The sequence below is a fragment of the Kitasatospora sp. NPDC001683 genome, assembly GCF_053596495.1.
In genome coordinates this window covers 114856-132969 of record NZ_JBSFGK010000012.1, presented here as the reverse complement: position 1 = coordinate 132969, position 18114 = coordinate 114856, and the positions used below count along the sequence as shown (strand labels likewise).

Here is an 18114-nt window from a genome sequence, read left to right as displayed (position 1 = left end):
TACCTTGACACGGTAGGGGTCACTGGTTCAATCCCAGTATCGCGCACAGTAACGGCCGAGGCCGCGATCCGTCAGGGTCGCGGCCTCGGCCGTTTCGTCGTTTCCTCGTTCCGGCGTTTCGCCGGAGTTCGGAGAAGAGAAGAGCCGCGTACGGTCGCCCTCACCGACGTCCGTACGCGGCGTCTCCGCCTGCCGGGGCACTCTGCGCACCGCTCTCGCCCGTCCGCGTGTCATCGCGGTCGCGGTCTCCCCGGCGGCACTGCTCCCCGTCCCCAGGGGATCAGTGCCCGTTCTGGTGTTCTTCTTTCTGCGGCCGTGACCCTGGTGGCCTTGGGGTCTGGTGGCCTCCTGGCCTCAGCGGCCGATCAGATCGGCCAGGGCTTCGGCCTGGTTCGCCAGCTGCTCCCACCCGCCGAACAGCAGCACCAGGAGCACGGCGCACGGCAGGGCCATGGCCAGCGCGACGGCGGGGTGCCGGGTCGGCTGCTCGGCGGACTGGGGCTGGGTGAAGGCCGGACGACGGCGGCGGGTGGTGGTGCCCGTCTGCTGCGTTGCCATGGCCTTGCTCCTGATCCGGTCGAGTTGGCGCGGTGAACGGCTTACCTCGGGGGACGAGCTCCCCGTCCACCGCTGAGCACAACGCTATTGGTCAGGGGGCCGTCCGGGCGTCATGCCGTCGTACTGTTCCTCGGGCATCCCGGAGGATGACGCTCAGACTCAAGGCGTACTACCGCAGGGGGAGGGACGACTCACCCGGCCCCCGGGGGAACCCTGAGGGGCAACCCCGAGAAACGATTCGGCATCTCTGTGACCTGCAGCTCAGCGCACGATCCGACGATCGCACGGTGGCTTGAGGTGTTGCGTATCAGCACACCGCAGCGGGCAGTCCGTAAGCTGTGCCGGACAGGAACTGACGATGCCCCAACCGACGGGGCCTCACCACGGGCTGACGGGGAACGAGACATGGCGATGATGCGGCTGAGGCGTGAGGACCCCCGCATCGTCGGGCCGTACCGCCTGCACCGGCGACTCGGGGCCGGCGGCATGGGCGTGGTCTACCTCGGCTCCGACCGCCGGGGACAGCGCGTCGCCCTCAAGCTGATCCGCGCCGAACTCGCCGAGGACCAGGAGTTCCGCACCCGCTTCGCCCGCGAGATCGCTGCCGCCTCCCGGATCCGCGGCGGCTGCACCGCCCGGGTCGTCGGCTCCGACATCGAGGCCGACCGCCCCTGGCTCGCCACCGCGTACGTCCCCGGGCCGTCCCTCTACAAGCAGGTCGGCGACGAGGGGCCGCTCAGCTGGCCGGAGGCCGCCCGGATCGGGGCCGCGCTGGCCGACGGGCTGGTCAAGGTGCACGAGGCCGGGGTCGTCCACCGCGACCTCAAGCCCTCCAACATCCTGCTCTCGCCGCGCGGGCCGCGGATCATCGACTTCGGCATCGCGTGGTCGCGCGGCGCCAGCACCCTCACTCACGTCGGCACCGCGGTCGGCTCCCCCGGCTTCCTCGCGCCCGAGCAGGTGCGCGGCGCCGCCGTCACCCCGGCCACGGACGTCTTCGCCTTCGGGGCCACCCTCGCGTACGCGCTCACCGGGGACACCCCGTTCGGATCCGGGGCGTCCTCCGAGGTGATGCTCTACCGGGTCGTCCACGAGGAGCCCGACCTGTCGGCCGTACCGCCCCAGCTCGCCCCGCTGATCCGGGCCTGCCTGGCCAAGGAGCCCGCCGAGCGGCCCGGCGCGGCCGCGCTGCACGAGCGGCTCAGCGAGCTGGCGGCACGCGGGGCCGCGACCGATGGCGGCGGACGCGCGGCACGGCGGGGCCCGGCCCCGGCCGCCGCCTCTGCCGCCCCCGCCGCACCCGCCCCGTCCGCCGGTGCTCCGCGGGCGCCGCACCAGGACGGCGTCGGACGGCAGGGCGTTCCGGCTCCCGGGCGCTCGCCCGAACCGGCCGCGCCGGCGGCGCGGGCCCGGGCCGCGGCGGGTCGTCCGGGCGGGCAGGCGCCGGGAGCGTCGGCGCGGCGCCCGCAGGGCGCCCCGGCCCCCCGGCCCGAGGCGACGCCGGTCACCCGTCCGCTGCGGGACCGCCCGCACACTCCCCCACCCGCCCGGCCGCGGCCCCGGGACCGCCAGCACACCCCCGCGCCCGGCGGGCGGCCCGGTACGGCGCGGCAGCGGCTGTTGCGGCAACGGCTGGTGGTCTTCGTCACCGTGACGATCGGCGTCGCGCTGGCCATCGCCGCGGCGCAGGGCTGCGAGAACCGGAGCAACCAGGGAGCGCGGCCGGTGGTCGGGCAGACCGCGACGGCCCTCGGCGGGGGCGGCGGTGAACAGGCGGTGCCCGGGACCTCGGCGGACGTCGCACCGCAGGCCTCGGCGGCCCCGGTCCCGGCAGCCGCGCGCGGCACCGCGGACAGTGCGTTGGCGCCCGCGCAGGGGCCGGGGCCCGTGGTCGACTGGCCCAACCGCAGCTACCCCGACTGGGCCGGCGGGACCGCCGTCACACTGAAGGACGGGCACTCGGTCGGTAACGGGCCGCAGATCGCGCTGAGTGCGGTGCTGCCGACCCGGTACAAGGGCCAGCCGGCCACGGTCATCGTGCTGCGGCGAACGGAGGGGTCGGCGCCGGTCGACCTCGTCCAGCTCTACACCTTCACCGGGGACACCCCGGTCGCCACCGCCTCCCGCACCTCCACCGCCGACCCGCAGGCCACCGCCGCCTGGCGCCTGGACGGCAGCGCCGTCGTCCGCGAGGAACGCGTGGCCGCCACCGGCGCGGTCACCTCCACCCGCTACACCGTGCGCTCCGACGGCACCCTCGACGAGTCCTGGCCCGGCGCCGGCGCCTCCGGCGGCGCTCCCCCGGCCGCCGCCCCGGCCCCACCGACCGCCCCGACGGGCTGAACCGGGTCAACTTCTCCGCGTGGGTCCGTGGCTCACTGCGTTCCCCCGTACGAATCGTCCGCCCGCGCGGAACGGAGGACGTCGGCCGCGAGTGCAGGAAGTCGGGACGCTGCGATGCCGGCACGACAGGCGTTGCTCGGGAAGCCGAGCGGGCCCGGAGGCCGGACTCGTCGAGCAGCGGCGAGCGCACAGTTGAGAAGCGCTGGAGGAAACCCGACGGATGCTCGATCGGCCGACTTCTGACGCGCGCGGTCGCGGGAAGGGCTGACGCCGCAGGATGCGAGGTCGGCCTGGCAGGCCCGGCCCCAGGTGCCTGGGGGCGGCGTCGAGTTGGGCCGACGTCCTGTGCAGGGGCCCGGCTGACGCCGCAGGAGCGGAGGTGGGTTGGGCGGTGGAGGGCCGGGCCTGAGCGCGGGGGCGGGACAGCGGCTGGCGCAGGAAGTCGCGCGGGTCGACTTCCTGTGCAGGGGCCGGGCTGACGGCGCGGGGGCGGAGGGGCGGGGGCAGGTCGGTGGGCGGGGTGAGGTGGGGATTAAGGGGTGGTGACGGCGTAGAAGGCTACGGCGGCGGCGGCGCCGACGTTGAGGGAGTCGATGCCGTGGGCCATGGGGATGCGGACGGGGTGGTGGGCGGCGGCGATGGCGCGGGGGGTCAGGCCCTCGCCTTCGGCGCCGAGGAGGAGGGCGGTCTTGGGGAGGGTGTGGGGGGCGAGGGTCGCGAGGTCGACGGCGGTGTCGGCGGGGGTGAGGGCGAGGAGGGTGAAGCCGGCGTCGCGGACGGTGTCGAGGGCGGTGGGCCAGGGGTCGAGGCGGGCGTAGGGGACCGCGAAGACGGCGCCCATGGAGACCTTGACGGCGCGGCGGTAGAGCGGGTCGGCGCAGTCGGGTGAGAGCAGGACGGCGTCCATGCCGAGGGCCGCGGCGCTGCGGAAGATGGCGCCGAGGTTGGTGTGGTCGACCAGGCCTTCCAGGACGGCGACCCGGCGGGCTCCGGCGAGCAGGTCGGCGGCGTCGGGGAGCGGCTTGCGTTCCATCGAGGCGAGGGCGCCGCGGTGGACGTGGTAGCCGGTGACGGCTTCGGCGAGTGCGGGTTCGACCACGTGGACGGGGGCGTCGGCGGCGGCGATGACGTCGGACATCACGTCCAGCCACTTGGCGGTCAGCAGCATCGACCGCATCCGGTAGCCGGCGGAGAGGGCGCGGCGGATGACCTTCTCGCCCTCGGCGATGAACAGGCCCTCGGCGGGTTCCCGGCGGCGGCGCAGTTCGACGTCGGTGAGGCCGGTGTAGTCGGCGAGGCGGGGGTCGGCCGGGTCGGTGATGGTGCTGGGTTCGGACACCCTGCGATCTTGCCAAGCGGGGGCGGGGAAGGCCAAACGGCCCAGGGGACGGGGTGGTCCCGGGCTGGCCGGAGTGTAAACATGACCGTATGGCCCGAAATCCGGGCCGATCCTGGGCTCCGTCGGCCTCTGGTGCCACCGGCGACGCCGGCTCCTTCGGTGGGCGCCCACACGGTCGGCAACAGCTGCCACGCGCGAAACGGCCGCGACCGGTACGGCACCGGTCGCTGGCCGGGCAGGTGTTCGCGCTCCAGATCCTGATCGTGCTGCTGCTGGTGGCGGGGGCCGCGGTTGCGCTCGTGGTGCAGTCGCACAACGACGCCGACCGTGAGGCCCGCAACCGGTCGGTGGCGGTCGCCCAGTCCTTCGCCGACTCGCCGGGCATGGTGGACGCGCTGCGCTCCCCCGACCCGACCGCGATCCTGCAGCCGAAGGCGCAGTCGGCGCGGATCGCCTCGGGCGTGGACTTCATCGTGGTGCTGAACAACCAGGGCATCCGCTACACCCACCCCAACCCGGCCCGGATCGGCCAGAAGTTCGTCGGCACGTACGAGCCCGCGCTGCACGGCCAGGTGGTGACCCAGCACCTCAGCGGCACGGTCGGCCCGCTGGTGCAGGCGGTGGTCCCGGTGTACGCACCGGACGGCTCGGTGGTCGGGCTGGTCTCGGCGGGGGTCACCCTGAACAACGTGTCCACCGCGAGCGAGCGTCAGCTGCCGGTGGTCCTGGGCGCGGCCGCGGGGGCGATCGGCCTGGCCACGCTGGGCACGGCGCTGATCAGCCGTCGGCTGCGGCGGCAGACCCACGGGCTGGGCCCGGTCGAGATGACCCGGATGTACGAGCACCACGCGGCGGTGCTGCACGCGGTGCGCGAGGGCGTGATGATCGTCGGCGGGGACGGACGGCTGCTGCTCTGCAACGACGAGGCGCGCCGACTGCTGAACCTGCCGCCGGACGCCGAGGGCCGTCCGGTGACCGAGCTGGGTCTGGAGCCCGCCCCGCTGGAGCTGCTGACCGCCGACCGTCCGGTGACCGACGAGGTGATGCTGGCCGGGGAGCGGCTGCTGGCGGTGAACGTCCGGCTGACCGACCAGGACGGCGGTCCGCCCGGCTGCGTCGCCACGCTGCGCGACTCCACCGAGCTGATGGCGCTGACCGGCCGGGCCGAGGGCGCGCAGCGACGGCTGCGGCTGCTGTACGACGCGGGCATGACGGTGGGCAGCACGCTGGACGTCACCTGGACTGCTGAGGAGCTGGCGCAGGTCGCGGTGCCACGGTTCGCGGACTTCGTCACGGTGGACCTCGCCGAGCAGGTGTTGGCCGGTGACGAACCGCCGCAGGGCACCTCGCTGGGCCGGATGCGACGGGCGGCCCTCGCCGGGACCAGGGGCAGCGGCCCGTTCCACCCGGTGGGCACCGCCCTGGACGTGGTGCCCGACACCCCGCTGGCCCGGGCGCTGCACAGCGGTGCGTCCCGGCTGGAGCCGCGGCTGGCCGAGGCGTGGGGCTGGCGGGACCAGGATCCCGAGGGGGCGGAGCAGGCGCTGGCGTACGGGGTGCACTCGCTGGTGCGGGTGCCGCTGCGGGCGCGCGGGGTGCTCCTGGGGGTGGCCCGGTTCTGGCGGGCGGAGCGGCCGGAGCCGTTCGAGCCGGAGGACCTGACGCTGGCCGAGGAGTTGGTGGCGCACGCGGCGGTGTGCATCGACAACGCCCGCCGGTACACCCGCGAGCACGTGATGGCGGTGACCCTGCAGCACAGCCTGCTGCCGCGCAGCCTGCCGGAGCAGAACGCGCTGGAGGTGGCGCACCGCTACCTGCCGGCCCAGGCCGGGGTGGGCGGGGACTGGTTCGACGTGATCCCGCTGCCGGGTGCGCGGGTGGCGCTGGTGGTCGGTGACGTGGTCGGCCACGGGCTGCACGCGGCGGCGACGATGGGACGGCTGCGGACGGCGATCCACAACTTCTCGACGCTCGACCTGCCGCCGGACGAGCTGCTGGGCCACCTGGACGAACTGGTGAACCGGATCGACCAGGAGGAGGCGGGCGGCGGCGAGAGCGGGACGCTGACCGGGGCGACCTGCCTGTACGCGATCTACGACCCGGTGTCGCGGCGCTGCACGCTGGCCAGCGCCGGGCATCCGCCGCCGGCCGTGGTGGACCCGCAGGGCCGGGTGACGTTCCCTGAGGTGCCGACCGGGCCGCCGCTCGGGCTGGCGGTCCTGCCCTTCGAGACGGCCGAGGTGGAGCTGGCCGAGGGCAGTCGGCTGGTGCTGTACACGGACGGGCTGGTGGAGGACCGCGAGCGGGACATCGACGAGGGGCTGGCGCTGCTGCGGGAGGCGCTCGGCGGGCCGCCGCGCACGCCGGAGCAGACCTGCGCGGACGTGCTCGTGACGATGCTGCCGGCGCATCCCCAGGACGACATCGCGCTGCTGGTCGCGGAGACCAGGGTGCTGACGCCGGACCAGGTCGCGCAGTGGGACGTGCCCGCCGACCCGGCGGCGGTGGGGGCCGTACGGGCGCAGGTGGCGGAGCGGCTGGCGGACTGGGGGCTGGGCGAGGCCGTGTTCGTCACCGAGCTGATCCTGAGCGAGCTGGTGACCAACGCGATCCGGTACGGCTCCGGGCCGATCCGGGTGCGGCTGCTGCGCGACCGCGCGCTGATCTGCGAGGTGTCGGACGGCAGCAGCACCTCGCCGCACCTGCGGTACGCGGCGACCGAGGACGAGGGCGGACGCGGGCTGTTCCTGGTCGCGCAGTTCGCCGACCGCTGGGGGACGCGCTACACGGCGACCGGGAAGGTCATCTGGACGGAGCAGCCGTTGGAGTAGGGCGTGTCCGCAAGCTCCCGTCGTTCGCCCGGAGGCGGGAGCTTGCGGACACGCCCTGGGGAAGTCGGACCGGCCGACTTCCCGCTCCGCAAACCACTCAGCGCCGGAAGGCGGCGGCCAGCACGTTCACCACGTCGCCGACCACGATCACCGCCGGGGGCTTGACGGCCTCGGCCTCGACCACGGTGGCTACGGTGCCCAGGGTGGCATCCACCCGGCGCTGGGCGGCGGTGGTGCCCTCCTGGACGATGGCGACCGGGGTGTCGGCGGGACGGCCGTGCTCGACCAGTTTGGCGGCGATCGCGCCGATCTTGTCCACGGCCATCAGCAGCACCAGGGTGCCGCTCATGCCCGCGACGGCCTGCCAGTTGGTGACCGAGCGCGGGTCGTCCGGGCCGACGTGGCCGGAGACCACGGTGAACTCCTGGGTCAGCCCGCGGTGGGTGACCGGGATGCCGGCCGTCTCCGGGACGCTGATCGAGCTGGAGATGCCGGGCACCACGGTGACCGGGATGCCGGCCTCGGCGCAGGCCAGCAGCTCCTCGCCGCCGCGGCCGAAGACGTACGGGTCGCCGCCCTTGAGCCGGACCACGAACTTGCCGGCCTGGGCGTGCTCGATCAGCGCCCGGTTGATCGCCTCCTGGGCCATCTGACGGCCGTACGGGATCTTCGAGGCGTCGATCACCTCGACGTGCTCGGGCAGCTCGGCGAGCAGCTCGCGCGGGGCGAGGCGGTCGGCGACCACCACGTCGGCGTCGGCGAGCAGGCGGCGGCCGCGCACGGTGATCAGGTCCGGGTCGCCGGGGCCGCCGCCGACCAGGGCGACGCCGGCGCCGTGCGAGCGGTACGAGCGGGTGGCCAGCGAGCCGTCCCGCAGGCCGCCGACGATGGCGTCGCGCAGGGCGGCGGAGTGCCGCGGGTCGCCGGTGAGGACGGCGACGGTGGCGCCGGCGTCGCGGCCGCTGGCCGGGGTCCAGGCGGTGGCGGCGGAGGCGTCGTCGCTGCGGGAGCAGAACACCCGCTCGCGCTCGGCCTCGGCGCTGACCGCCGCGTTGACCGCCGGGTCGTCGCTGGCGACCAGCACGTACCAGGCACCGGCGAGGTCGCCGCCCTGGTAGGGGCGGGCGTGCCAGGTCAGCTCGCCCGCGTCGGCCATGGCCTGGACGGCCGGGGTGGTGGCCGGGGATATCAGGTGCAGGTCGGCGCCGGAGTCGATCAGGGCCGGCAGCCGCCGCTGTGCGACCTGGCCGCCGCCGACCACCACGACGCGGCGGCCGGCCAGCAGCAGGCCGACCGGGTAGGGGGTACGGCCCTCGGTGCTGGGGTGCGGGGTGGGCGCGCTCATCGGCGGTGCTCCTGATCAGGGGTGAGGGTGTGGGGCGGTGCGGTGGTACGCCGCCCGGCCGGCCGGGTGGCGGTACGCCGCTCCGCGGGCCGGCGCGCCCTCGGGCCGGTCCGCGGAGCGGTGAGCAGGTGCGTCAGGCCTTCTCGGTGACCCCGGCGGAGTCGAAGGTGGCTACATCGTGCATCGCGCGGGCCGCACTCTGCACCAGCGGGAGCGCCAGCAGGGCACCGGTGCCCTCGCCGAGCCGCAGGTCGAGGTCGATCAGCGGACGCAGGCCCAGCTTCGCCAGCGCGGCCTGGTGGCCGGGCTCGGCGGAGCGGTGGCCGGCGATGCAGGCGGCCAGCGCCTCGGGGGCGATCGCCTTGGCGACCAGCGCGGCCGAACCGGCGATGACACCGTCCAGCACCACCGGGGTGCGCAGCGAGGCGGCGCCCAGCAGGAAGCCCGCGATGGCCGCGTGCTCCAGGCCGCCGACGGCGGCGAGGACGCCGATCGGGTCGTTCGGGTCGGGCTGGTGCAGGGCCAGCGCGGCGCGGATGACCTCGATCTTGTGGGCGTGGGTCTCGTCGTCGATGCCGGTGCCGCGGCCCGTGACCTCGGCCGGGTCCAGGCCGGTGAACACCGAGATCAGGGCGGCCGAGGCGGTGGTGTTGGCGATGCCCATGTCGCCGGTGACCAGCGCCTTGTTGCCCGCCGCGACCAGGTCGCGGGCGGTCTCGATGCCGACCTCGATGGCCTGGAGGGCCTCCTCGCGGGTCATCGCCGGGCCCTGGGTCATGTCGTCGGTGCCGGGCTTGACCTTGCGCGGCAGCAGGCCGGTGGCGCGGCCCTGCTGGACGGCCTGCGGCAGCTCGGCGGCGACGCCGACGTCCACCACGCAGACCTCGGTGCCGATCTGCTTGGCGAAGGAGTTGATCACCGCTCCTCCGGCCAGGAAGTTGCCGACCATCTGGGCGGTCACCTCCTGCGGCCACGGGCTGACGCCCTGGGCGTGCACGCCGTGGTCGGCCGCGAAGATCGCCACGCAGGCGGGCTCCGGGATCGGCGGCGGGCACTTGCGGGACAGGCCGCAGAGCTGGGCGGAGATGATCTCCAGCATGCCGAGCGAGCCGGCCGGCTTGGTCATCCGCTTCTGCCGGTCCCAGGCCTCGCCGAGCGCCTTGGCGTCCAGCGGGCGGATGCCGCGCAGGGTGTCCGCGAGCAGGCTCTGCGGCTCCTCGCCGGGCAGCGCGCGGTTGCCGTACTGCTCCTCGTGGACGACCCAGGCGAGCGGGCGCTTCTTGGCCCAGCCCTGCTGCTCGAGCTCCGGCTCGTCCGGGAAGGAGTCGACGAAGCCGACGCACAGGTAGGCGACGACCTCCAGGTGCTCGGGCAGGCCGAGCTCGCGGACCAGCTCCTCGTCGTCGAAGAAGCTCACCCAGCCGACGCCCAGACCCTCGGCGCGGGCGGCCAGCCAGAGGTTCTCGACGGCCAGGGCAGCCGAGTACGGGGCCATCTGCGGCTGGGTGTGCCGGCCCAGGGTGTGCCGGCCGCCGCGGGTGCGGTCGGCGGTGACCACGATGTTCACCGGGGTCTCGAGGATGGCCTCGATCTTGATCTCCCGGAACTGCTTGGCCCGGCCCTTCGGCAGCGAGTCCGCGTACGCCTCGCGCTGACGCTCGGCCAGGGCGTGCATCCGCTTGCGGGTCTTCGCCGAGCGGATCACCACGAAGTCCCAGGGCTGCGAGTAGCCGACGCTGGGCGCGGTGTGGGCGGCCTCCAGGACGCGGATCAGCACCTCGTGCGGGATCGGGTCCGGGCGGAAGCCGTTGCGGATGTCGCGGCGCTCGCGGATCACCTGGTGGACGGCGTCGCGGCCGGCCTCGTCGTAGCCGGGGGCGGCCGGGCCGCGGGGCTCGGCGGGCTCGGCCGTCTGCTCGTCCTCGGCGGCCGGCGCCTCGGACGACTCGACGGGCTGCTCGGACTGCTGGTCGGCGGGCTGCTGGTCGGCGGCCTGCTCGGGCTGCGGCCCGTCGGTGGCGGGCGCCTCGGCGGCCGGGGACTCGACGGGCTGCTCGGGCTGGGCCTCGGGCTGCCCGGCCGGCTGCTCGGTGGCCTGCTCGGCGGCGGGGGTCTCCCCCTGGACGGCCTCCGGCGCGACGGCGACGGCCTCGGCCTGCGGCTCCTCGGTGGCGGGCGCCTCGGCGGCCGGGGTCTCGGAGGGCTGCTCGGCGGTCTCGGCGACCGGCTCGGCGGCAGGCTGCGGCTCGCCCTCCGGGGCAACGGCCTCGGCGGACTGTACGGCCTCGGCCTCGACGATCTGCTCGGCGACGGCCTCGACGGCCTGTTCCGCGACCGGCTCGGCCGCTGCCTCGACGGACTGCTCGGCCGGTACGGCCTCCGGCTGTGCCTGCTCGCCCTCGGCGACCGGCTCGACGGCGACGGGCTCGGCAACGGCGGGCTCGACGGCAGCGGGCTCGGCGACGGCGGGCTCCTGGTCGACGGGCTCGGCGACGACCTGGCCGGAGGGCATCTCACCGGTGCCGGCGGCGGTCTCGGCGACCGGCTCGACCACGACGGCCTGGGCGGCTTCCACGGTCTCGGCGGCCTCCACGGCCTCCACGGCCTCCACGGCCTCGACGGTCTGCTCGACCTGCTCGGCCTGCTCGGCCTGCTCGACCTCCTGGACCGCCTCCACGGCCACGGGCTGCTCGGCGGCCTGCGGCACGTCGGCGGCCGCTATGGGGGCGGGCTGCTCCTGCCCGGCCTCCTCGGTCACCGGGGCCTGCTGGGCCGCCTCGACCGTGGGCAGGCCGTGCGGGGTCGGCGCGGCGAGGAAGGCGGAGATCCGGCGCGGCTGACCGGCCGGAGCGGCACCCTCGGGCTGCTCGACGGGCACGATGCCCTCCGCGACGCCTTCCGCGGCGACGGCCTCGACCGCACCGCCCTCGACGGCGACGGCCTCGACCACGGCCGTCTCCCCGGCGGCCACGGCCTCGACGACCACGGTCTCGACCGCGGCGCTCTCCACCGCCACCGCCTCGGCGGCCGGCTGAGCGGCGGCGTCCGCCGGGACCGGCTCGACCACGACGGCCTGGGCGGCCTGCGCGGCCTCGGCGACCGGCCCGGCCTGGGCGGCCTGGACCGCCTCCGGCATCTCGACGACCTCGACCACCTCGATCGCCCCGACCGTCTCGACGCCCATCACGCCCTCGACCGGCTGCCCGGCCAGCGGCACCTGCTGGTAGCCCTGACCCTGCGGCACCTGGTGCACCTCGGGCCCGCCCTCGACCGTGGCGGCCACCGGCGGCACCGGCGCAGCGGGCGGCGCCATCGGGGCGGCCTGCTGCACGCCCTGCGGCACGGCGCCCGGGACCGGCACGACGGCCTCGCCCATCGGCGGGCGGCCGACGACCGGGATGCCGTGCGCGGGCGTGCCGCCCTGCGACGGGCCCCGGTCGGCCAGCGAACGGACCGGCACCTGACCGGTCATCAGCGACGGGTCCGGGATCGGCGGGCCGGCGTGCAGCGGGCGGCGCGGCGGCTGAGCCTGCGTCATCGGCTGCTGGGCGTACGGCTGTGCCGGGGCGGGCTGCACCGGCTGCTGCTGGGCGTGCTCGCCACCGAGCACCGGCGGGTCCACCGGCGGCCAGGACGGCTCGACCGGGGTGCCGTCCGGCTGCGCCGCGAACGGCGCCTGCTCGGCCCCCCAGGAGCCCTGCGGGCCGGGCATCAGCAGGACGTCGTCCTCGTCGTCCAGCCCGTCCGGCTGGTCGACGAAGTGGAAGGCGGGGCGGGCGGCGCCCTGGTCGACGGCCCAGCCCTCGCCCGGGACGGCCTGGGGCGGCATGCCGGGGACGGTGAAGTTCGGCTGGCCCTGCGGCGGGATCACGCCCGCGCCGGGGGGCATCACGCCGGCCGGTACCGCCGGGTTGGGGATCACGCCGCCGTCGGTCGCGACGCCCTGCAGGGGTGCAACGCCCGCGACGCCCTCCGGTGCGCCGAGCGGGTCGGGCCCGGCGTGCAGGTGCTCCGGCAGTCCCTCGCCCGGGACGTGGCCGCCATCGGTCATTGTCAAAGCTCCTTCCAGGCCGCTGCCGCGCCCCTTGGCGACGCGATCACCGACCGCAGCGCCCATCCGCACGGGCCGGACCTGCACCGACCCGCCCCTCAACCACACGCGGCCGCCGCGCCGTGGCGCTGCGGCCCAAGTCCTTCCGGCGCGCTGCGGCACCCCGGCCCGGGCACCGACCGCGAGGACGGTGCCATCTGAAACAACGACAACCCGGAGCAACCGGTACGACCGCACCGGACCCTACGGCATTCTCCAGGTCCGGCACGCGGCCCGTCGAATTGCCCACACTCCGAGCGGAACCGGATTGCACCACGTCAAAAAGGTGACAAACCGACCGAATCGGGCAGGTCGCCGACGGCTGCAGCCGCCTGGGACGCCAGACTACCGGCCCGGCGCGCTGACCTCTCGAATCGGTGTCCGGATGCGACCTGGATCACCGCCAGGACCGCCCACGGCCCCGGCGCGCACCCGAGGCCTTCACACGATCTGCTCACCCCAGAGCAGCAGCGCGCCGCTCGCGCCCGCCCCGAGCGCCAGTGCGCCGCCCTCCTCGTCGGCCCGCAGCGGGGTGGACTGCAGCAGTGCGCCGTCCGCCCGGTAGCCGGCGGCGACGATGGACCGGTGGACCTCCTCCGCCTCGGCGAAGTTCCGGGCCAGCGCGACGAACCGCTCCGGCTTGCGGGCCAGCACCGCCCGCACCACGTCGGGCCCGCCGGACTCCACCACGGCGGCGTCCGGCTCGGGCAGCCCGCCCAGCACCTCGGGGCCCTGCCCGTGCACGGTCTCCACCTCGACCCCGTACCGACGGGCGTTGACGGTGAGCCGGGCGCAGGCCGAGCGGGAGGCCTCGACGGCGACCACCGCGGCGCCGAACCGGGCCGCCTCCACCGCGAGGGCGCCGCTGCCCGCGCCGACCGACCAGACGAGGTCCCCCGGACGTGCACCCAGACGGGCCAGCACCAGGGCGCGCACGTGCGCCGGGAGTGCCTCCGACGCGCCCGGCTCGTCCTCCGTGCGCCCGGCGCCCGCGTAGGCGTCACCGGGGAGCGCCCAGCCGCGTTCCGCGCCGGGGTAGCCGACCGGACGCCCGGCCAGCCAGCCGGCCGCCTCGCCGACCGCGCCGACCTGGGCGCCGCCGCCGATCACCAGCACCACGTTGGGGTCGCGCCAGACGTGGTCGGCGATCCGGTCGGAGGTCAGCACGGTGACGTCCTCCTCCGGAGTGCCGAGGGCCTCGCAGACCACGAAGGTCCGGTGCACCCCGCGCAGCATCAGGGCGAGTTCGCTCGGGCCGGCGCCCGGGGCGGTGAGCACCGCGACCTTGGGGTGGGCCCGGCAGATGTTGGCCGCGCGGCGCAGCCGTCCGCCGTGGGCGCTGACCACCTGGGCGTCCTCCCAGGGCATGCCGGCCCGGGCGAAGGCGTTGGCGACGGAGGAGACGGCGGGCAGGACTTCGAGTTCGAGGCCGTACTCGGGGCGGCGCAGGGTGCGCACCACGCCGAAGAAGCCCGGGTCGCCCTCGGCGACGACGACGACGGCGCCGCGGTGCTCGGCGATCGTGCGGGCGGCCTGCCGGATGTTGCCGAGGGTGATCCGCTCGGCGTCCTCCGGCACCGGAAGGGCGTCCAGTTGGTAGGGCGCGCCGGCCACCAGGGTCGCCGCGGCGAGGGCCGCACCGGCGGCCTCGGTCAGCGGCGTACCGTCCCACCCGATGACCGTGATCCGGTCAGCCATCTGCGGCCGTTCTCCCTCGACTCGATGCGACACTCGATGCGCGGCTCGGTGCACGATCCCCGTGGACGACCGGGTGCGCGGTCTCGTCGCGCCGGTCGGGTCGCGCCCGCTGTGCGGCGCCGGTGGAGAGGCTACCGGGTACGGCCGCCCGGAGGCCGACATCTCGTACACATGTCCGTGCCGGGCGGGTGGCCGGACGGTGGCTCAGTCGCGCAGCACGTAGCGGTGGTCGCCGTGCCAGCCGTCGCGGTGCAGTTCGGGCGACTCCAGGTCCTCCGGGAGCAGGCTCCACAGGATCAGGTCACTGCGGCTCTCCTCCACGACCTCCCCGGACTCGCCGCGCACTATCCAGGCACTGCGCAGCACGCCCTCGCTGATGCCGCCGATCTTCTGGGCGACCTGCTGGGCGGCGGTGTTCCCGGCGGCGGTGCGCATCTCCAGGCGCAGGAAGCCGCGGTCCTCGAAGAGCCACTGGGCGACGCCGAGGACGGCCTCCGGGGCGTAGCCCTCGCCGCGCGCCCAGGTGGCGGTGACGTAGGAGATCTCGGTGCTGCGCAGCCGCCAGTCGGTGTTGCGCAGTTCGACCAGGCCGACCAGCCGCTGGGTGAGGTGCTCGGTGACGGCGAAGACGATGCCGCGCCCGTCGTTGCGGTGGGCGGGGGCGAGGGTGCGGGCGAGCTCGGCCGCGTACCCCTCGGTGAAGGGGTGCGGGAGGTCCGTCCAGGCCAGCACGAGGTCGTCGGCCATCATGGCGGCGAGACCGGGGGCGTCGTCCTCCGCAAGGGGACGCAGCAGCAGCCGTTCGGTGCTGATGGCGGTCTCGGGGAAGCTCGCTGCCATGCCGTCTCTCCTCGCCGGGTCGTGAACACAACACCGTACGCCTCCGGCGCGCCCCGGGTATCACGTGGTGCGCCGGTCGCACGACGGTACGTCAGAACCCGGTCCGCCGTGGTGTGCCTGGTGCATACTGCCCGACCGGGCCCCCGCCGAGGTGCGGCGGGGGCCCGGTCGGGCGCTATGCGCTATGCGGTATGACCGTACGACGATCAGAAGGCCGGGATGACCGAACCCTGGAACGTGTCGTTGATGTACTTCTTGACCTCGTCGGAGTGCAGCAGCTCGGCCAGCTTCTTCACCCGCGGGTCGCTCTCCTTGCCCTTCTTGACGGCGAGGATGTTGGCGTACGGGTTGCCCTCGGCCTTCTCCAGCACCAGGGCGTCGGTGGCGGGCTTCAGGCCGGAGTCGAGCGCGTAGTTGCCGTTGATCACCGCGGCGTCGAGGTCGGCGATCGAGCGGGGCAGCTGGGCGGCCTCCAGCTCCTTCCACTTGAAGTTCTTCGGGTTGCCCGTCACGTCCGCCGGGGTGGCGGCGGTGCCGGCGCCGTCCTTGAGGGTGATGAGCTTGTCGTCGGCGAGCAGCTTGAGCGCGCGGCCCTCGTTGGTGGCGTCGTTCGGCAGGCCGATGGTGGCGCCGTTCGGCAGGTCGTCGACCGACTTGACCTTCTTGGAGTAGACGCCCAGCGGCTCCAGGTGGACGGTCTCGACCGAGACGATGTCCGTGCCGTTCTTCTTGTTGAAGTCATCCAGGTACGGGACGTGCTGGAAGTAGTTGGCGTCGGCCGAACCGTCCTGCACCGCCGTGTTGGGGGTCACGTAGTCGGTGACCTCCTTGATGTCGAGCTTGAGGCCCGCCTTGGCCGCGAGGTTGTCGTTGACGAACTTGAGGATCTGCGCGTGCGGGGTCGGGCTGGCCACGACCTTCAGCGGCGCGTTCGGGTCCGAGGAGGACGAGCCCGAGCTGCTGCAGGCGGCCAGCGACAGGGCGAGGCCGGCGGTGGCGAGGACACTGGTGAACTTCACAACGTTGCGCACGAAAAGTGCCTTTCTGCGTGATGCGGGGAGCCGCGTCCGGAGGTCGGACGAGGGAGGTCTAGGAGGCGACGAGGTCCTCGTCGGGCGCCGGGGTGGCGGCGCGGGGCCGGAGCAGGCGGGTGCGTCCGCCGCCGCGGCCCCGGTTGGCCAGCCGGCGCACGGCGAGGTCGCCGGCCAGCTGGATGACCGTGACGATGATCGCGATCTCGGCCACGATGATCCACATGAAGGCGGTCTCGAAGCGCAGGTAGCCGTACCGGTAGGCGAGGTCGCCGAGGCCGCCGCCGCCGACCGTGCCGGCCATCGCGGAGTAGCCGATCAGCGCGATCACCGTGGTGGTGACGGAGGCGACGATGCCGGGCAGCGCCTCGGGGACGAGCGCCTTGCGCACCAGCGTCCAGGTGCTGCCGCCCATCGCCTGGACGGCCTCGATCAGACCGCGGTCCACCTCACGGACGGAGGTCTCGACCAGCCGGGCGAAGAAGGGGATCGCGCCGACCGTCAGCGGCACGGTCGCGGCCTGCCAGCCGAGGGAGTTGCCGGTCAGCCACCGGGTGAAGGAGATCAGCGCGATCATCAGGATGATGAACGGCAGCGAGCGGGCGAGGTTCACGATCGCGCCCAGCACCTTGTTCACCGGCTGGTTCTGCAGCGCGCCGCCCTTGGAGGTGAGCACCAGCAGCACGCCGATCGGCAGTCCGAGCAGGACGGTGCAGACCGTCGCGACCCCGACCATCTCGAAGGTCTCCTGGGTGGCGGGCCACATCAGCTCCTGCATCTGGTCCCAGCTCAGGCCACTCATGCCACCGCTCCGTTCGCCGTACCGAGCACGTCCACCTGCAGGCCCTGCTCGCGCAGGTAGCCGATCGGCACCACGTTGTCCTGGTGGCCGCCGGGCAGCTCGACCCGCATCCGGCCGACCATCCGGCCGGCGATGGTCTCCACCGCGGCGCCCAGGATGTTGATGTCGATCTGGTAGGTGCGGGCCAGCTGGGAGACGAACGGCTGGGCCGGGGTGTCGCCCTGGAAGGTGATCTCCAGGACGGTCGTGCCAGGACGGCCGGTGCCGAACTCGCTGAGCGGGAACAGCTCGCGGGCCAGCTCCGAGCCGGGCTCGGCCAGCAGGTCGGTGAGCTCGCCGGACTCCACCACCCGGCCGCCGCGCATCAGGGCGGCGGAGTCGCAGACGGACTTGATGACGTCCATCTCGTGGGTGATCAGCAGGACGGTCAGGCCCAGCTGCTCGTTGAGGTCGCGCAGCAGCTTGAGGATCGAGCGGGTGGTCTCCGGGTCGAGCGCCGAGGTGGCCTCGTCGGAGAGCAGCACCTTGGGGTCGCCGGCCAGGGCGCGGGCGATGCCCACCCGCTGCTTCTGGCCGCCGGAGAGCTGGTTGGGGTAGCTGCGGGCCAAGGCGGCGAGGCCGACCAGGTCCAGCAGTTCGGCGGCCTTGCGGCGGCGCTGGGTGCGGTCCAGGCCGATGATCTCCAGCGGGAGTTCGACGTTCTGCTGCACCGTGCGGGAGGAGAGCAGGTTGAAGTGCTGGAAGACCATGCCGATCCGGCGGCGCGCCTCGCGCAGGTCCTTGCCGGCCCGGTTCTCGCCGCCGGACAGCGCGGTGAGCTCGACCCCGTCCACGGTGACCGTGCCGGAGGTCGGGCGCTCCAGCATGTTCACGCAGCGGATGAGGGTGGACTTGCCGGCACCGCTGGTGCCGACGACGCCGTAGACCTCGCCCGGGCGGACGTGCAGGTCGACGCCGTCGAGAGCGGTCACCTCGCGGCCTCGGGAACGGTAGACCTTGGTCAGGTCCGTGGTGGTGATCACAGCTGCTTCCGTGGGTCGGGGGCGGGCGGCGGTGTCGACCGGGCGGCCGGGTCGCGGCCGGCGGTGTCCTACGACGCCTCACCAGGGGGATCCGGACCAGCCACCCCTTGATCGTGGCCGCAGGAGGGCCGGGCCGCGCGACGGCGTGGCCCTGACGAGTCATCGGCGGCCGCGGGTGGCGGGCACGCCGGAGGGGAGGTGTTCCGGGAGGAGGG

10 protein-coding genes and 1 pseudogene are annotated in these 18114 nt (G+C 74.6%); 2 read left to right on the top strand and 9 right to left on the bottom strand.

What is annotated here, in order from left to right:
• Positions 1 to 354: 354 nt before the first annotated feature.
• The gene (locus tag ACWCYO_RS09645) at positions 355 to 558 is read right to left on the bottom strand and encodes a hypothetical protein (RefSeq protein WP_270148313.1); all 204 of its coding nucleotides are present in this window, start codon (positions 556 to 558) and stop codon (positions 355 to 357) included.
• A gap of 405 nt (positions 559 to 963) precedes the next feature.
• Here ACWCYO_RS09645 and ACWCYO_RS09640 point away from each other — a divergent pair.
• Positions 964 to 2217, top strand: a pseudogene (locus tag ACWCYO_RS09640) (serine/threonine-protein kinase); the annotation flags it as partial.
• Positions 2218 to 3433: 1216 nt separating this feature from the next.
• On the opposite strand, the gene ACWCYO_RS09635 reads toward ACWCYO_RS09640, so the two are convergent.
• The gene (locus ACWCYO_RS09635) at positions 3434 to 4240 is read right to left on the bottom strand and encodes a TrmH family RNA methyltransferase (RefSeq protein ID WP_270148312.1); all 807 of its coding nucleotides are present in this window, start codon (positions 4238 to 4240) and stop codon (positions 3434 to 3436) included.
• A gap of 89 nt (positions 4241 to 4329) precedes the next feature.
• Between ACWCYO_RS09635 and ACWCYO_RS09630 the strand changes: the two genes are divergently transcribed.
• Complete coding sequence (locus tag ACWCYO_RS09630) at positions 4330 to 7071, top strand: SpoIIE family protein phosphatase (RefSeq protein WP_449783874.1); 2742 nt, start codon at positions 4330 to 4332, stop codon at positions 7069 to 7071.
• Between the two features lie 97 nt (positions 7072 to 7168).
• On the opposite strand, the gene cobA is transcribed toward ACWCYO_RS09630, so the two are convergent.
• The 7 genes from cobA to ACWCYO_RS09595 form a co-directional block, all read right to left on the bottom strand.
• Positions 7169 to 8416, bottom strand: coding sequence for a uroporphyrinogen-III C-methyltransferase (cobA, locus tag ACWCYO_RS09625; protein ID WP_449783873.1), 1248 nt, complete (start codon positions 8414 to 8416; stop codon positions 7169 to 7171).
• 133 nt (positions 8417 to 8549) lie between these two features.
• The gene (cobT, locus tag ACWCYO_RS09620) at positions 8550 to 12467 is read right to left on the bottom strand and encodes a nicotinate-nucleotide--dimethylbenzimidazole phosphoribosyltransferase (RefSeq protein WP_449783872.1); all 3918 of its coding nucleotides are present in this window, start codon (positions 12465 to 12467) and stop codon (positions 8550 to 8552) included.
• 480 nt (positions 12468 to 12947) lie between these two features.
• A complete protein-coding gene (gene cbiE, locus ACWCYO_RS09615) occupies positions 12948 to 14204 on the bottom strand; it encodes a precorrin-6y C5,15-methyltransferase (decarboxylating) subunit CbiE (protein WP_449783871.1) in 1257 nt (418 codons plus the stop codon).
• A gap of 204 nt (positions 14205 to 14408) precedes the next feature.
• Positions 14409 to 15044 (bottom strand): GNAT family N-acetyltransferase, encoded by a 636-nt coding sequence (locus ACWCYO_RS09610; protein WP_270148305.1) that lies wholly within the window; start codon positions 15042 to 15044, stop codon positions 14409 to 14411.
• Between the two features lie 206 nt (positions 15045 to 15250).
• Entirely contained in the window at positions 15251 to 16075 is an 825-nt protein-coding gene (locus ACWCYO_RS09605; RefSeq protein ID WP_270148304.1) for a MetQ/NlpA family ABC transporter substrate-binding protein, read from the bottom strand.
• Positions 16076 to 16133: 58 nt separating this feature from the next.
• Positions 16134 to 16868 (bottom strand): methionine ABC transporter permease, encoded by a 735-nt coding sequence (locus ACWCYO_RS09600; protein ID WP_449783878.1) that lies wholly within the window; start codon positions 16866 to 16868, stop codon positions 16134 to 16136.
• 5 nt (positions 16869 to 16873) lie between these two features.
• Positions 16874 to 17899, bottom strand: coding sequence for a methionine ABC transporter ATP-binding protein (locus tag ACWCYO_RS09595; protein ID WP_270148303.1), 1026 nt, complete (start codon positions 17897 to 17899; stop codon positions 16874 to 16876).
• Positions 17900 to 18114: the final 215 nt, after the last annotated feature.

What these genes read in the sequence shown, in the direction of transcription:
- cobA (WP_449783873.1), bottom strand. Translation starts at nt 8,416, where the DNA reads ATGAGCGCGCCCACCCCGCACCCCAGCACCGAGGGCCGTACCCCCTAC.
- cobT (WP_449783872.1), bottom strand. Translation starts at nt 12,467, where the DNA reads ATGACCGATGGCGGCCACGTCCCGGGCGAGGGACTGCCGGAGCACCTG.
- ACWCYO_RS09645 (WP_270148313.1), bottom strand. Translation starts at nt 558, where the DNA reads ATGGCAACGCAGCAGACGGGCACCACCACCCGCCGCCGTCGTCCGGCC.
- ACWCYO_RS09610 (WP_270148305.1), bottom strand. Translation starts at nt 15,044, where the DNA reads ATGGCAGCGAGCTTCCCCGAGACCGCCATCAGCACCGAACGGCTGCTG.
- ACWCYO_RS09630 (WP_449783874.1), top strand. Translation starts at nt 4,330, where the DNA reads ATGGCCCGAAATCCGGGCCGATCCTGGGCTCCGTCGGCCTCTGGTGCC.
- cbiE (WP_449783871.1), bottom strand. Translation starts at nt 14,204, where the DNA reads ATGGCTGACCGGATCACGGTCATCGGGTGGGACGGTACGCCGCTGACC.